13 protein-coding genes are annotated in these 15,636 nt (G+C 30.3%); 11 read left to right on the top strand and 2 right to left on the bottom strand.

Annotated elements, in window-relative coordinates; translation table 11 throughout:
* The first annotated feature begins 184 nt into the window (after positions 1-184).
* The 8 genes from V9L04_RS13600 (at position 185) to ftcD (ending at position 10,132) form a co-directional block, all read left to right on the top strand.
* Positions 185-3,340 (top strand): lantibiotic dehydratase, encoded by a 3,156-nt coding sequence (locus V9L04_RS13600; protein ID WP_338790358.1) that lies wholly within the window; start codon positions 185-187, stop codon positions 3,338-3,340.
* A gap of 164 nt (positions 3,341-3,504) precedes the next feature.
* On the top strand, positions 3,505-4,278 hold the full coding sequence (locus V9L04_RS13605; protein WP_338790359.1) for an ATP-binding cassette domain-containing protein: 774 nt from the start codon (positions 3,505-3,507) through the stop codon (positions 4,276-4,278).
* A 204-nt stretch (positions 4,279-4,482) separates the two neighbouring features.
* The gene (locus tag V9L04_RS13610; RefSeq protein WP_338790360.1) at positions 4,483-5,064 is read left to right on the top strand and encodes a hypothetical protein; all 582 of its coding nucleotides are present in this window, start codon (positions 4,483-4,485) and stop codon (positions 5,062-5,064) included.
* A gap of 237 nt (positions 5,065-5,301) precedes the next feature.
* Positions 5,302-5,685, top strand: a complete 384-nt coding sequence (locus V9L04_RS13615; RefSeq protein ID WP_338790361.1) for a DUF1987 domain-containing protein — start codon at positions 5,302-5,304, stop codon at positions 5,683-5,685.
* A gap of 47 nt (positions 5,686-5,732) precedes the next feature.
* Complete coding sequence (locus V9L04_RS13620; RefSeq protein ID WP_338790362.1) at positions 5,733-5,948, top strand: hypothetical protein; 216 nt, start codon at positions 5,733-5,735, stop codon at positions 5,946-5,948.
* 243 nt (positions 5,949-6,191) lie between these two features.
* On the top strand, positions 6,192-7,115 hold the full coding sequence (locus tag V9L04_RS13625; RefSeq protein ID WP_338790363.1) for a hypothetical protein: 924 nt from the start codon (positions 6,192-6,194) through the stop codon (positions 7,113-7,115).
* Positions 7,115-8,341 (top strand): hypothetical protein, encoded by a 1,227-nt coding sequence (locus V9L04_RS13630; RefSeq protein ID WP_338790364.1) that lies wholly within the window; start codon positions 7,115-7,117, stop codon positions 8,339-8,341. The genes V9L04_RS13625 and V9L04_RS13630 overlap by 1 nt, the downstream gene beginning before the upstream one ends.
* 105 nt (positions 8,342-8,446) lie before the next feature.
* Positions 8,447-10,132 carry a glutamate formimidoyltransferase gene (ftcD, locus tag V9L04_RS13635; RefSeq protein ID WP_338790365.1) on the top strand — a complete coding sequence of 562 codons (1,686 nt, stop codon included), beginning with the start codon at positions 8,447-8,449 and terminating at the stop codon, positions 10,130-10,132.
* 100 nt (positions 10,133-10,232) lie between these two features.
* Here ftcD and metF read toward each other — a convergent pair whose 3' ends face one another.
* A complete protein-coding gene (gene metF / locus V9L04_RS13640) occupies positions 10,233-11,189 on the bottom strand; it encodes a methylenetetrahydrofolate reductase [NAD(P)H] (RefSeq protein ID WP_338790366.1) in 957 nt (318 codons plus the stop codon).
* Between the two features lie 359 nt (positions 11,190-11,548).
* On the opposite strand from metF, the gene cysC reads away from it, so the two are divergent.
* Positions 11,549-12,118, top strand: a complete 570-nt coding sequence (gene cysC, locus V9L04_RS13645; RefSeq protein WP_338790367.1) for an adenylyl-sulfate kinase — start codon at positions 11,549-11,551, stop codon at positions 12,116-12,118.
* Positions 12,119-12,266: 148 nt separating this feature from the next.
* Positions 12,267-12,935, top strand: coding sequence for a hypothetical protein (locus V9L04_RS13650; protein WP_338790368.1), 669 nt, complete (start codon positions 12,267-12,269; stop codon positions 12,933-12,935).
* A gap of 113 nt (positions 12,936-13,048) precedes the next feature.
* Here V9L04_RS13650 and V9L04_RS13655 read toward each other — a convergent pair whose 3' ends face one another.
* The gene (locus tag V9L04_RS13655) at positions 13,049-13,456 is read right to left on the bottom strand and encodes a hypothetical protein (RefSeq protein WP_338790369.1); all 408 of its coding nucleotides are present in this window, start codon (positions 13,454-13,456) and stop codon (positions 13,049-13,051) included.
* A 445-nt stretch (positions 13,457-13,901) separates the two neighbouring features.
* Between V9L04_RS13655 and V9L04_RS13660 the strand changes: the two genes are divergently transcribed.
* On the top strand, positions 13,902-15,413 hold the full coding sequence (locus V9L04_RS13660; RefSeq protein ID WP_338790370.1) for an ATP-binding protein: 1,512 nt from the start codon (positions 13,902-13,904) through the stop codon (positions 15,411-15,413).
* Positions 15,414-15,636: the final 223 nt, after the last annotated feature.

Below are 15,636 nucleotides of genomic sequence, written 5' to 3' on the forward strand. Positions count from 1 at the left end.
TTTGTGTTATTTTTTTTAAAACGGAACTTCATGGAAGTTCCGTTTTCTTTTTTATAATTATTCTATTTATTTTTATTACACTTATTGTCAGATTTACGCATTCATTTTTATCAAAAATTTAGCTTAGGGTCGTATTCTTTTAACTGATTTTTAAATTATACTTTACTTATTACTTATATAGCAAATGGATTATTTTTTCTTACGTAGCCCTTTATCTCCTCTTTTTTCAGAAAACCCAGCAGATGAGTTGGCTATTTTTTTATCTTCTCCTGACTTTCAAGATACAGTTCAGCAATATGAAGAAGGAAAACTAAAAGACAAAAAAGTAGAAAAGTTTTTACTTTCTAAAGCAAAATATGACTTGCGTTCTCGTTTTAGATGTACTCCTTTTGGAACTTTTGCAGGGATTTTAGCAGGCAAGCTTTCTTCAAATAATCAAGGTTTCGTTCACCAAGGAATAAAAAAATATCATTTGTCTTTAGATATGTCTGTTTTGGGAGCATGGATAGATAAACTGCATCAGATAACGGAATTTTTAGAAGTCCTTACTTTTTACCCAAACAATACACTTTATCAGTTTGGAGAAGATAAACGCTATATAGAATCTTATTTTGAAGGAGAAAAAGCTAGAAAGTATGCCATTTCAAATATAGAATGGAATGAGTATTTGGAGAAAATTATAGCATTTGCAAAAGAAGGTAAAAAAATAACAGAAATAGCAGAACAGTTAGTAGACGAAGATATTTCCTTAGAAGAAGCAAAAGAATTTATCTTAGAAATTATAGAAGCTCAAATTCTTGTTTCAGATATAGCTTTAAAAATTACTGGTGAACCTTTTGAAGATATTTTGAGAAGCAAGTTAGGGTTTTATTTAGAAAATAATCCTCAATTAGAAAATATAGAAAAATATAGTTTCATAAAAGAATCATTTCATCTTCTGTCAGAACTAAAAGAATATTATCAGAAAAACCATCCCAAAAGTGCTGAGCTATTTGATTTTTCAGAAAAAATCAAAAGTCTTGAAATTCCTTTCAAATTAAGTTCTTTATTTCAGATGGATACTGTTTTGAAGTTTGAAAATCCATCTCTTCATCATTCTATTAAAGAAGAAGTAGAAAAAGCAATTGATTTGCTAAAATATATTTATTCTTATCAAGAAATTTCTACACTAACCTCTTTTAAAGAAGCATTTTCTACTCGTTATGAATCAGCAGAAGTTCCTTTAATGCAAGTACTTGACCCAGAAATTGGTTTAGGTTTTCCCTTAAGAAGTCAAGCAAATAATGATAATGCACCTTTATTGAAAGGAATGCCATTAAATGGAGGTAGAAATAGCCAAAACCCTTCTCTTCAACAAACAAGATGGACACAGTTTTTACAGAAAAAATTTATAGAAGCTCTTCAAAATAAGTCTTCTGTAATTGAGCTTACTAATAAAGAATTAAAAGATGAAATAGGCTATATTCCTGAAAAGTATAGAAAATCCAAAAAGAATAAAAATGATACTACCAAAAGTAAAGAAGATAATAATATACCCTTCTCATACTCTTCTATGATTACTGTTTTAGCTTCCTCCTCTGAGGCAATTGAGGAAGAAAATTATAAAATAATTCATAAGGGAACAAATGGTTCTTCTGCTGTTACTCTACTAGGGCGTTTTTGTCATGCAGACGCTCAAACAAATGAGTATGTATTGGATTGTATCCAACAAGAAGAAGAATTATCAGACAAGATTTTTGCCGAAATTGTACATCTTCCAGAAGCTAGAGTAGGAAATGTTATCGCTCGTCCACAACTAAGAAAATATGAAATTCCGATTGGGGTAAGAACAGCCGAAAATGCAAATTCTGTTACCTTAGATGATATTAGAGTTTCGGTAAGTGAGGGAAAAATAAAATTGCGTTCTCTCAAATATGATAAAGAAATTATTCCTAGAATGAGTAATGCTCATAATTATAGCATGACAGAAATTCCAGCGTATCATTTTTTATCTACATTACAAAACCAAAATGTCATAAGTGGACTTCAATTTAGTTGGCAACACTTAAATAATGAACCGTATTTGCCTAGAGTAGAATATGAGAAAGTTATTTTGAGTCCTCAAAAATGGGTTGTTTCTCTCAAAGAAACTAAAATAGATAAAAAAATAAATACAGAACAGGCTTTAGAAAAGTTGAGAAATTACTTCCAAGATAGAGATATTCCTAAACGTCTTACATTTGGACAAGGAGATAATATTTTACCTTTATTTACTGATGATGATATTAATCTAACTCTATTTTGGCAAGAATTAAAAAAGATGCAACGTATATCTGTTCAGGAAATGCTTTATAATGAAGATAATTTATTTATTAAAGATGAAGAAGGAAATGGTTACACCAATGAATTTATTATTCCTCATTTATCTCCTTTGGTAAAATCTGAACAAGAAAGTCAAAGTAATACTGCTACAAATTTAGATTCTACGTTACAAAGGGAATATACTATCGGTTCTGAATGGATTTATTTCAAAATTTACTGTGGTGTCAGTATAGCTGATGAATTATTAATACAAAAATTATTTCCTTTAGCCTCGCAGCTATTACAAGATAATACAATTACAGAATGGTTTTTTATTCGTTATGCTGATCCAGACCACCATTTGCGTATTCGTTTTAAAGGAACAAATGATTTTTATAAAACTGTTATTGAAAAGCTACACGAAAATCTCAATGAACTTGTAGACAATAAATCTGTGTGGAAAATTCAAATAGATACTTATCAAAGAGAAATAGAGAGATATGGTTCGAAGAATATGGCAAACAGTGAATTGCTGTTTCATAAAGAAAGTCAGCTAATTTGCTCTATTTTACAGAATATAAATGAAGATGATGACTTGCGTTGGAAATTGGCATTTTTGGGAGTAGACAATTTACTTACCAATTTTGATTTAGAAATAGGACAGAAAAAACACTTGATGGAAATATTATCAGAAAGTTTTCATAAAGAATTTGGCTTAGAAAACATCAATGACACTAAGATTCTTTCTAAAAGTTACAGAGAAAAACGCCAAACTATTGAAGAAATTATAGAAAACCCTGCTATCTATTCAGAATACAAAGAATTACTGACTCATTATTCTTTATCTATAAAAGAAAATGTAGATAAGGTACTTCAACTCGCTAAAAATAATGAACTAGAAATGAGTTTACCTAATTTGGTAGCCAGTTATATACACATGTTTTTGAACAGATATTTTAGAGCCAATCAAAGAAAACACGAATGTATAATCTATTATATGTTATTTCAACATTATCGTTCTGCTGAAGCAAAAAATAAAGCTAGTGTTTTAGCTGATTAAAAGTAGATTGAGATGAATAAAGAAATAAAAATTGGTTTAGTTTTGTATAGAATTAAACAAATCTAATTCATTGGCTGTTTTCCGATTAGTTTGTTATCTAGTAAGATTCTAAAATAAATAGGTTTAAAAAACACCAATTCATCTTCATTTAATCAATATAAACAGTGATTACAGTAAAAAACATAAAAAAAGCCTTTAACGGAAAAGAAATTTTGAAAGGAATTAGTGCTGAATTCAAACAAGGCGTTACTAACTTAATAATTGGCTCAAGTGGAACAGGAAAAAGTGTACTCTTAAAGTGTACAGTAGGACTAATAAAACCAGATGAAGGTTCAATTTTTTATGACGGAAAAAATTTATATGAATCTGACCGAGAAGAGCAAAGAGCTATACGAGAACAAATAGGAATGCTTTTTCAAGGCAGTGCCCTTTTTGATTCCATGACAGTAGAACAAAATGTGCGCTTTCCTTTAGATATGCGTAGTAAAGGAATGAGTGATGCTGACAAATTAGAACGTGTAAATTTCTGTCTGAAAAGAGTTGGCTTAGAAGGCTCAAACGATAAAAAACCTGCTGAAATTAGTGGAGGAATGATGAAGCGTGTAGGAATTGCACGAGCAATTGTTATGAATCCAAAATACCTTTTTTGTGACGAACCTAACTCAGGACTAGATCCACAAACTTCTATCATGATTGATAATTTGATTTTAGAAATCACAGAAGAATATAATATGACAACCATTGTAGTAACTCACGATATGAATTCAGTTATGGAAATTGGTAAAAACATTGTCTTTTTGAGTGAAGGGCATAAAGAATGGGAAGGAACAAAAGAACAAATTGTACACTCAGATGTAAAATCTTTAAATGATTTTGTATTCTCAAACTCGTTAATGGTAGCCTACAAAAAAAGTGAAGAAGAGAGAGCAAATCGATAAAAATAGAAACTCTAAAAAATGACTTGATAAGAGTAAAATCTGCCTCTAAAATAATAAACTACTTTAAAATTAGTTTTCTTAGTAACTTTTCAAAACTTTTAGCTCAAATTTTGTATTTTAGAAGATAGAAAGCCATAGTTAGTATAAAACGTAATAGTTGGACTAAAAAAAACTTTTATAATTTAAAGTAATAGAAATATGTTAATGAAAATCTTACTCATTTGGGCAGTAATTACTGGAGCAACTTACCTTGTAAGTGCCATTGCTTCAGAAGTAAAGCAGTGGGCGACTCGTCGTGCATTGCGTCATGTGAGTCCAAAGGAAATTGCTCAGCTCATCAAAGAAAATGAGGGGAAAATTACAGCACAAGAATTACATCAACGTACTGCAATTCCTTATTGGGTGGCACAGCTCGTCCTGACAGAACTCACAGAACAAAAACTTTTAGAAGAAAAGTACGAAAAAAACAGGTTTGGAAGACGTGTCAAACAATTTGCACTTTCCGTATTTCCTACCGAACAAAATCTACGTTTTCAGTTACAAGGATTGAGTTCTACAACACAATTAAAAGCAAATGATCCTTTGTCAGATGCTGATGTGATTCGTCATGCTGTAGATGCAAAGGGAGATATTACAGCTACACGCCTTTGTTTGAAAGCAAGTGTAACCATAGAAGAAGCTGCAAAAAAACTTGATCAGTTGCACACAAAAGGTGTTTTTGATATACAAACAAGTGATGAAGGAGGATTTTTTTATAGCCTTAATGATAAAAGTTTATTAAGTTAAATTAGTAGAAGAAAACCAAAATAAACAATCAAATAGATTGATTTTGATTATTTGATTTTAATTATTTTTTTTCTAAATTTAGAATTGTATTTTACAAAACAATTTTGTGTTATGTTCTATTACATAATTATTTTTTGTAAATTGGTTCTATCAACTAGTTAATTAGATTATTTCTTATAACTTGTTTCTATGAAATACTAGACATTTTATCACACTTGCTAACTTATCATAAAGTACATGAATCCACCTATTTTTTATATAGAAGGAAAAAAATATATTCCAGAAGTTCGTTTTGATTCTACAAAGGGACTTTTAGAGTTTTCGGGGCAATGTTATCACGAATATACAGAAGAATTTTTTGCTCCTATTTATAAATGGGCGAGTGAGTATTTAGAAGAACCTGCTCGTACGATTACACTAGAGTTCAAGATGAATTATTATAATACAGTTTGTTCTCGTTGTTTTTTAGAGTTTTTAGAGATGTTTGAAGACTATGCACTCAATCAAGGTGGACAAGTTACAGTAAACTGGTATTATAAATCAAATGACTATGATATGATGGAAAGTGGAGAAGATTATCAAGATGATTTAGAGCTAGATATCAATCTTATTTCCCATTAATTTAGTATATATATTTTTTAATCTTTATTTTTTTAATTTATTATTTTATGAAAAAATCCGTCGGAATTATAGTATTAGTTATTGGTATTTTACTTGCAGCTTTTGGTTTTTATCAAAGTGAAGCCTCTTCAAAAACACTCTTAAAAATTGCAAATACAGAAATCAAGACTGAAAAAAATGCGCCAAGTACAAATCCTCTTATTATTGGAGGTGCAGTTGTAGGTCTTATTGGGGTTGTAGTAATTATTGTTGCTAAAAAGTAATTTTTATACATTCACATTTCAGAGTCTGATTTTTTATAGAAAAAATCAGACTTTTTTTATTTAATTTATAGTATTTTTTTATAAAATGCTATAATTATTCTAATCCTATTTATGATTTTTATAGTTAAAATTTATATAATTGAGAGTGAATAGGTGTAATTTTTGTAAATTTACGGATATAGATAGTATCAAAGCTTCTTTTAGAAAAATAAAGTAAAAAATAAAGCATATATAAAAAACACTATGAAGTTCAACATAACTTATATTATTTTTGTGGGAATATTTCTGTCTATATTCTCTCAAATTTCATTTGCCCAAACCGATTCTCTTTCCGAAAATCTTCCAAATCAATTAACAACAGATACAAAACCTATTATTTTACTCAATGGAGATAAAAAAAATAGAGACGTAGCCACTCAATCAACTTCAGATGGTGAGGCCATGCTATTTTTAGATTTGAAAAAAAATGGTTCTACTTCTAAAAAAAGAAACAAGAAAAATAAAGAGCCAAAAGGCTATTACTACGGATTAGAAACAAAACGTATTTTTAGAAAGTATGAACAAGGACGCAAGACTATTGTAGAAACATTTTATTATCTTAAAGATTTTAGAAACCCTGATCCTTTGGTAGATATTTATTATGTCTTTGATATAAAATCTGAAAAAATAAAAACACTTCCTCGTATAAATGCTGAAAATCATCTCGTTTTACACGGTCCTTATGAGCGAAAAGAAAATGGAAAAATGGTCGAAAGTGGAATTTATTATGCAGGTACAAAACACGGACGTTGGGAAAACTATCATTCTAGTGGTGTCCTGACAAATAAAGAGATTTATTATAAAGGTTTTCCAAAAAATACAAAGTTTGTCTATTATGACAAGCAGAAAACAAAAATAAAAGAAATAATTCCGATGGAAAGTAATTACATTGACGGACACTATATTGCTTTTTATGAAAGTGGAGCAATTAAAGAAGAGGGTAATTATCAATATGGAAGACGTGTGAAACGTTGGATGAGTTATTATGATGGAAAAGCAAAGAATGCAAAAGGACAACGTCATATAGAAACGCAATATACAGAAGACCCTTTTGATAAAACTACAAAACCTTATACACTTAGAGAGTGGGACGAAAAAGGAAAATACATACAAGACAATAGAAATTAATGAAAATCATCTATTCTAAACTATTCTTTAGTAGTTTATTGCTATCAATTTTATTTCCTTTTTTTGGTTTTGCACAATTAGATAACAGTTCTTTTTACCCTAAAAAAGAACTGTATTCTTTTTCAGATTCTGCTTCAAAAGTAAATAAAAACTCAAATCAAAGACAGCTAAATCTTGAAATAGATTATTTTGGTTTTTTTCGTAATAGAGAGTTTTTTGAAACTATTGCAGACGGCTATACACTTTTTGGCTCACACTTTTTGAGTAAATTATCTTATTCTGCTGATACAACCCTCAAAATTTCGGGAGGTATATTTTTACGAAAAGATTTTGGAAGTGCAGCTAATAATAGCCGTTTTAATCAAATACAACCTTATTTTCAGTTCTTATATAAAAAAAATAAACATCAATTTGTTTTTGGAAACTTAGAAGGAAATCTACAACATAATTTAATAGAGCCATTATTCAATTTTGAGAATATAATAAACAGAAGACTTGAAAATGGAGTGCAATATAAATATGTATCCAAAAATACGTTGTTAGCTACATGGATAGATTGGGTAACAATGATTTATCCTTACTCAGATTTTGATGAAGAATTACATTTTGGATTGAATATAGAACGAAATATAATTACTTCTAAAAATAAAAAAAAGTGGAAAAGTACAATTCCAATTCAGCTTACAGCTATTCATAAAGGAGGACAAATCAATACAACAGATAATCCTTTGGTAACTATTTTTAATGCTGCAATTGGCAACAAAACAACTTATTATTTTCAAGATAGTAATGGAAACAATAGTTCTTATTTGAAATATATAAGAACCCATCTTTATAGTGTATTTTTTATAGATAACTCCTCTGTTCCTAATTTTGCTTTTAAAAATGGGATGGGTATGTATGCTAATTTAGAGTTGGCTACACAAAAACATCAACTTATGTTGTCTTACTGGCGAGGACAGGATTTTACATCTCCCTTAGGTGGAGATATTTATAGCTCTGTAAGTCGGATTTATGCGCCAAATACAGAAAATGAACCCTTGAGAAATTTGTTAATTTTACGTGTTCTGACAAACTTTTCTCTTCCAAATATTGCAAAAGATGATGCAAAGATAGTTTTTCGTGCCACTCCATTTTATAATTTAGGGACGAATGAACTGAATTTTAGCACAGGTTTATATGCTATCTTTAACACTAATTTTTTATTGAAGAGCTTTAAGAAATAGAGATATTTATTTTTTTAGAAAAAGGATTTATTAACCTTCAAATATTTTTATACCTTTAAAATTTAAAATCGTATTTGTCATTTTATCATCAAGAAAACCAAACACATGAAACAATTAATTGAATGCGTTCCTAACTTTTCAGAAGGGCGTAATATGGATATTATCAATCAGATTACTAAAGAAATTGAAAGTGTAGAAGGCGTTTCACTTTTAGATGTCGACCCAGGAAAGGCAACCAACAGAACCGTTGTAACTTTTGTAGGCGAGCCAGAACCTGTTTTGGAAGCTGCTTTTTTAGCTATGAAAAAGGCGAAAGAACTCATAGATATGAGCAAACACACAGGCGAACACCCTCGTTTTGGTGCAACAGATGTTTGTCCACTTATTCCGATTGCTAATATTTCGATGGAAGAAACAGCAAAATTAGCACACAAATTAGCTGAGAGAGTAGGAAAAGAGCTAGATTATCCTGTTTATTTGTATGAAAATGCAGCTACAAAAAAAGAGCGTAAAAACTTAGCTTTTGTAAGACAAGGAGAATATGAAGGACTAAAAGAACGAATCAAAACAGAAACTCCAGACTTTGGAAAAGCTGAATTTAGACCAAAAACAGGTGCAACAGCAATAAGCGCAAGAGACTTTTTAATTGCTGTTAATTTTAATTTAAATACTACTTCTTCAAGACGTGCAAACTCTGTAGCCTTTGATGTACGTGAAGCTGGAAGAGTATTGAGAGAAGGAAATCCAATTACAGGAAAGATAAAAGAAGACAAAAAAGGCGAACCACTACGACAAGAAGGAACATGTAAAGGAACAAAAGGAATTGGTTGGTTTATCGAAGAATATGGAATTGCACAAGTTTCTATGAATATTACTGATGTAAAAGCAACTCCTTTACATATTGCTTTTGAAGAAACACGAAAAAGTGCAGAATCTCGTGGAATGCGTGTAACAGGAACAGAAATAGTAGGTTTAGTTCCATTAAAAATGATGACTTCGGCAGGTAGATATTTCTTAGAACAGCAAGAGCGTTCGACAGGAGTTTCGGAAGAAGAATTGATAAAAATTGCTATCAAATCAATGGGTTTAGATGATTTGAAGCCATTTTATCCACAAGAAAAAATTATTGAATACAAAATTGCTGATGCTACAAAAACGCCTTTACTTCAAAAAAACTTAACAGAGTTTGCAGAAGAAACAGCTTCTGAATCGCCAGCACCAGGGGGAGGTTCTATTTCAGCTTATGTAGGAAGTTTGGGAGCAGCTTTAGGAACGATGGTAGCCAATCTTTCTTCACATAAAAGAGGTTGGGACAGTCGTTGGAAAGAGTTTTCAGATTTAGCAGAACAAGGACAAATTTATAAAAATCAACTTTTGGCTTTAGTGGATGAAGATACTCATGCTTTTAATGGAATTATGAATGCTTTTGGTTTACCAAAAGAAACTGAAACGGATATTGCTGCAAGAAAAAAAGCTATTTCGGATGCTACAAAAAATGCGATTGAAGTTCCGTTGAGAATGATGGAAATTTGCGCTTCTATGTTTGACTGGTTAGAAAAATTAGCCAAAACAGGAAACCCAAATTCGGCTTCTGATACAGGTGTAGGTGCAATTTGTGTACGTGCTGCATTGCGTGGAGCTTACTTGAATGTAAAGATTAATACTGCTTCCTTTGATGATGCAACCTTTATTGAAGAAACTTTAGAAAAAGCAAAAACCTACCACAAAACAGCAAAAAAAGGTGAAAAAGAAGTTTTGAAATTGGTTAAGAATGCAATTAAGGAAATGTAAATTTTATAGAAATTCTTTTAAAGGAATTTTTTATTAATCAAAAGACCATTTCAAATTTGTTTTTGAAATGGTCTTTTTTGTATTTCTTATCTAAATCAATTTAAAATAATTGTGCTGCAATTTTTTCAGTTGCTCCCGAACGCCCCATTGTATAATAATGCAGACATGGTACACCTTTTTCCATAAGTTCTTTTGATTGCTGAACAGCCCATTCTATCCCTACTTCTACAACAGCTTTGTTATCTTTACAAGCAGAAATAGCAGCTACTAAATCATCTGGAATATCAATATGAAAAATACGAGGCAAAACACTAAGTTGTTTTTGTGTGGTAAAAGGCTTCAAACCTGGAATAATTGGAACATTAATACCTGCCTCTTTACATTTTTCTACAAATGCAAAATATTTTGCATTATCAAAAAACATTTGAGTAACAATATATTCTGCTCCTGCATCTACCTTAGCTTTCAAATATGCCATGTCACTATTTAAGTTTGGCGATTCAAAGTGTTTTTCAGGATAACCAGCTACACCAATACAAAAATTTGTTGGAATTGGGTGATGCAAATCATCATCGATATAATTTCCTTCATTCATATTTACAATCTGCCCAATTAAATCAACAGCATAATTATGTCCATCTTTTTCTGGAATGAAAGAACCTTCTGATTTGACAGCGTCTCCACGAAGAGCAAGTACATTTTCAATTCCTAAAAAAGACAAGTCTATAAGAGCATTTTCAGTTTCTTCTTTTGAAAAGCCTCCACAAATAATATGAGGAACAGCATCTACTTGATAACGATTCATAATAGCTGCACAAATACCAACTGTCCCAGGACGTTTACGAGTTACTTTTTTCTCCAAAAGTCCTTCACCACGTGTTTTATATACATATTCTTCTCTATGATAAGTAACATCAACGAATGGAGGGTTAAATTCCATTAAAGGGTTCATAGCATCAAAAATAGATTGAATGCTTTCTCCTTTTAGAGGTGGAATAAGTTCGAATGAAAAAAGGGTTTTACCTTTATTTGCGTTTAAATGTTCTATGACTTTCAATGCTATTCTGTTTTAGAGTAAGACGATAAAGAAAATAAACCAAATAATAGTAATTTTTATGGCTTAATTTTATTTTAAATACTGTGTAAAATGCGTTTGTTTTGTATCTAATGGATTACAAATATACAACTTACAACTTATTTAATTAAATTTGATTTGGTAGAATTGTTAAATTTGCGTTTTGAAGAGAGTGTTAAAACAAAAAGTTTTAAAAGATGGGTTTTAATTAAATTTTTACTCTTTAGAAAAAACATATTGATGATATTCTTAGGTCTTTTAATCGAAGTGATACCAACAATATCATAATTTGTATGTATTTCTTTTAATTTTGATTTCTAAAATCTTACTTTTTAATTTCTATGAAGCCTTGTGTTATTTGGTTTATTGGTCTTTCAGGTTCTGGCAAAACAACACTTTCAGATGCTCTTTTTGAAGAATTACATACTAGGTATCCTTCTACTTTACTCAAAAAACTAGATGGTGATTTGCTCAGAAATGGACTCAACAGTAACTTAGGTTTTTCTTTAGTAGATAGAAATGAAAATATTCGTCGTTCGGCAGAGGTAGCCAAACTTTTCTATGAGAGTGGTTTTGTTGTATTGGCTTCTTTTATTACTCCGACTCATCAAAATCAAAAATTGCTTACTGATATTTTTCAAAAAAGTAAAGTTTTTCAAGATTCTCAGAGTACTATTAATTTGTTCAAAGTTTTTATTGATTGTCCTTTGGAAACTTGTGAACAAAGAGATGTAAAAGGACTTTACAAAAAAGCACGCACAGGAGAAATAAAGGAGTTTACAGGAATTAGTAGTCCTTTTGAAAAACCATTACCAAATCAAGTAGATATAATCATCGATAGTAGTAAATTTACGATAAAAGAAAGTATAGGATTTATTTTGGATAAATTAGAAGAAAAAAGTTATTTGTAAAAACTGTTGCCTACAATGTCAATAAAAAGCCATATAATGCTAGAAATTTTAAAAAAAAATGTTACTTTGTGAAAGCATTCAATAAAATCTTTAGAAAAGTTTTTTATTGAGTTTTTACTTTCAATTTTTGTATAAAAATACTGTGATTATGAGTTTGCTTAAAAACCTTATTAATAAATTTCAACAGCTTTTTAGTGGTTCGGCTGCTCCAAGTCCAGATTCAAGTAGAGCTATCCAAGCAAGACAACAACTTTTTGTGGCTATTTTAGAAGCCTGTGAGGATGGTGTCATTACAAATGATGAAATGTCTGATGTTAGAGCCTTACAATCTAAACTAGGAATGTCTGACTCAGAACTTAATAGCATTAAAATTCAAGTTTTACAAAATCTTATAGATAGAGTAATGGAAGATAATATTGTTACTGAAGAGGAGATGGATTTTATAGAACAAATAGAAATTGACCTTCAACTGGGTGTTGCTGATTCTTTAAAAATAAAAGGAGATATTGAAAGAGTAAGGAGAATGTATAAGCGTTCAAACTCTGTGGGTGGAGATGAATTTGATGATGAAGATTTTTTTGATGATGATTATGAAGACGACTATGAAGACGATTATGATGATACAGAATATGACGAAGATGCAATTGATATTGGCGATGCTGCTGCAATAGCTACTGCTGTGGGTGCAGGAGCAATTTTGGCTAATCAACTTAATGAAGATAGCGAATTAGAAGATGATCCGATTGACGAACAAGAAATAGAAGAAGAAAATGAAGAAAATACAGATGAGGTAGAAACATTTTCTGATGAATCTTAAAAAAATATAGTCAAAAAAATAAACACAGTTTTTTAATAGAAAGTAGAAAAGAATTATTATGAATTTTAAGCAATAATTTTCTACTTTCTTTTTCTACTTTCTATTGTGTATTCTTATTTTCTCTCTGATGCAACTTCATCAAGATAAAATTCAGCTTCGTCTCTAGTAGCAAATTTTATAATTGGATGTTTAGCTCTCTGTGTCGAACGGTGGATTTGATAATCAGCAAGATCATCAGCAGAAGCAAGTTGGGCTGTTACTAAAAGCCCTTGTTCAACAAGATAAACCTGTATTTCTTGATGTAGATTTTCTACTTCCTTAGACATACTTCCCATCAAACGAATATCTGCAAAAATAGTGAAATGAGGTTTCATAAAACTAGCAGCCTTCTTCCAATCAGGAAAGAAATCTTTTACTTTATCTCTATTCATCCATCTGCCAATTACTTTAATGTATGCTCTATTTTTGTCAGTATCTACATAAATTTCGTAGTTTTCATTTCTTGCTATTTCTGTTTTCATTTTCTGATTGTTGAGTAAATATCTAAATAAATAATTTAAAAGGAGAAGCTAATCTAAAACCTAAAATATAAACTTGTCTTGATAATCAGATAATTCTTTAGTAAACTCAACAAAAGTAGTGAATATTTAGATTAAAATGCTATTTTGTTATGTTTTTGTTTGTTTTTTTTAAACAAAAACAAAGGGTTGTGTAATGTTTGCGAAGTTGTGTTTTTTTTTTATTTAGATATTTTTTCTTTCAAAGAATAACTATTTGTACTAATTTTTGGTTTCAAGAAAAATACTTTTTAATTCATATTTTAAGCTGTTTTTTGATAGAGAATCAAATTTAATTCGGCTTATTTTTTGTAATCACAATTTTGTAAATTTATTTAGAAGTTTACTACTTCATAAATTATACTTCCCTCCCTTCAACTTCCTCTTTACCCTTACTTTTTTGTAACTTATGATTTCAGCACCTTTACCTACTAATGAGAATGAACGTTTAGAAGCTCTTTTACGCTATGAGGTAATGGACACTGAATCTGAAAAGGAGTTTGACGATTTGGTAAAATTAGCCTCACAAATCTGTGAATCAGAAATTTCTTTAGTTTCCTTGATAGATTCAGAACGTCAATGGTTCAAAGCAAAGGTAGGATTAGATGCTCTAGAAACACATAGAGATATGGCTTTTTGTGCTCATGCTATCTTACAAGACGATATTTTTGAAGTAGAAAATGCACTTGAAGACGAACGCTTTCATGACAATCCACTTGTAGCTGATAAGGATGGATTAAATATTCGCTTTTATGCAGGAATGCCCCTCAAAAATCCAGAAGGACTAAATCTAGGAACGCTCTGTGTTATTGATAATAAACCTAAAAAACTAACAGAAGCTCAAAAATTTGCCTTAACAACATTAGGACGCCAAGTTGTTACACAATTAGAATTACGCCTAAAATTTAGAGATTTACAAGAAGAAATGAAAAAGGTGCAAGCTGCACAAAGACAACTTATCGAAACGGAAAAAATGGCTACTTTAGGACAGCTTGCTGCCAATGTAGCGCATGAAATAAATACACCTCTAGGAGCAATTCGTTCTTCAGCTGATAATTCAGTTGTTACAATGGATGGACTTTTACCTCGTCTTACTGGGTTTTTACAAGGATTATCTCCTGAGAAATCGCTTATTTTTAATAATTTGATCAAGTATTCAGCAAATGCCAAAAATAATTTTTCTTCTAGAGAAAAACGAGCAATAAAATATAGATTGATAGAAGAGTTTGAAAAATTACAAATTGATGAGGCAGATACAATAGCTAATTTTATAGTAGAATTAGAAGTATATAATAATCCAGAACTTTATAAACCTTTATTAGAAACAGAAGATCCTTGTTATACTTTTAAAGTAGCACACCAATTATCAAGAATTGCCAAGAATAACAAGACAATAAAACTAGCTACTGATAAGGCTTCTAAAATTATTTTTGCTCTTAAAAACTTTTCTCGTCAAGACAAAACAGGAGAGAAAGCAATAATAAATATTAATCGTGGTATTGAAGATACAATCGTTCTTTATGAAAATCAATTCAAGCGTGGAATAGACTTACAGCTTCGTTTAGAAGAAATTCCTGAATTTATGGGATACCCAGACGAGCTAGTACAAGTTTGGACAAATCTTATTTATAATGCCATTCAAGTAATGGAAAGCAAAGGAGAACTAAATATTACTACAAAGTTAGTCACAGATTCATATAACAAAAAGGTAGTTGTCTCCGTAACAGATACAGGAGCTGGTATACCAATAGATATACAAGATAAAATATTTGATGCTTTCTTTACAACCAAACGAGAAGGTGAAGGAAGTGGATTGGGGCTAGATATTACCAAAAAAATTGTAGAAAAACACAGTGGTAAGATTTGGTTCGAAACTCAAATAGGTAAGGGAACTACTTTTTTTGTAGAATTACCTCTATAAGTAAAACTTAACAGTTTCTATTTTTATTGAAGAACTGTTTATTTCAAAACAAATTAATTCGATAAAATATTAATCAATTGACAAATAGTCAAGAAGTTGTATTTTCTGAATTTTATGAAGAAAGTGTCATTTATATCATTTTACTACGATGTAATTTACTTTTGGTAAGAAATAAAGATAATTTAACTAACTTTGAAAACCACTATTATAATTATAAACGTAT

Origin of the sequence: Bernardetia sp. MNP-M8 (genome assembly GCF_037126285.1) — a bacterium.
Taxonomy (GTDB): domain Bacteria; phylum Bacteroidota; class Bacteroidia; order Cytophagales; family Bernardetiaceae; genus Bernardetia.

Bases quoted from the DNA above. Each gene is read 5' to 3' on its own strand.
- V9L04_RS13600 (WP_338790358.1), top strand. From the start codon at position 185: ATGGATTATTTTTTCTTACGTAGCCCTTTATCTCCTCTTTTTTCAGAA.
- V9L04_RS13610 (WP_338790360.1), top strand. From the start codon at position 4,483: ATGAAAATCTTACTCATTTGGGCAGTAATTACTGGAGCAACTTACCTT.
- V9L04_RS13615 (WP_338790361.1), top strand. From the start codon at position 5,302: ATGAATCCACCTATTTTTTATATAGAAGGAAAAAAATATATTCCAGAA.
- V9L04_RS13620 (WP_338790362.1), top strand. From the start codon at position 5,733: ATGAAAAAATCCGTCGGAATTATAGTATTAGTTATTGGTATTTTACTT.
- V9L04_RS13625 (WP_338790363.1), top strand. From the start codon at position 6,192: ATGAAGTTCAACATAACTTATATTATTTTTGTGGGAATATTTCTGTCT.
- V9L04_RS13630 (WP_338790364.1), top strand. From the start codon at position 7,115: ATGAAAATCATCTATTCTAAACTATTCTTTAGTAGTTTATTGCTATCA.
- ftcD (WP_338790365.1), top strand. From the start codon at position 8,447: ATGAAACAATTAATTGAATGCGTTCCTAACTTTTCAGAAGGGCGTAAT.
- cysC (WP_338790367.1), top strand. From the start codon at position 11,549: ATGAAGCCTTGTGTTATTTGGTTTATTGGTCTTTCAGGTTCTGGCAAA.
- V9L04_RS13650 (WP_338790368.1), top strand. From the start codon at position 12,267: ATGAGTTTGCTTAAAAACCTTATTAATAAATTTCAACAGCTTTTTAGT.
- V9L04_RS13655 (WP_338790369.1), bottom strand. From the start codon at position 13,456: ATGAAAACAGAAATAGCAAGAAATGAAAACTACGAAATTTATGTAGAT.
- V9L04_RS13660 (WP_338790370.1), top strand. From the start codon at position 13,902: ATGATTTCAGCACCTTTACCTACTAATGAGAATGAACGTTTAGAAGCT.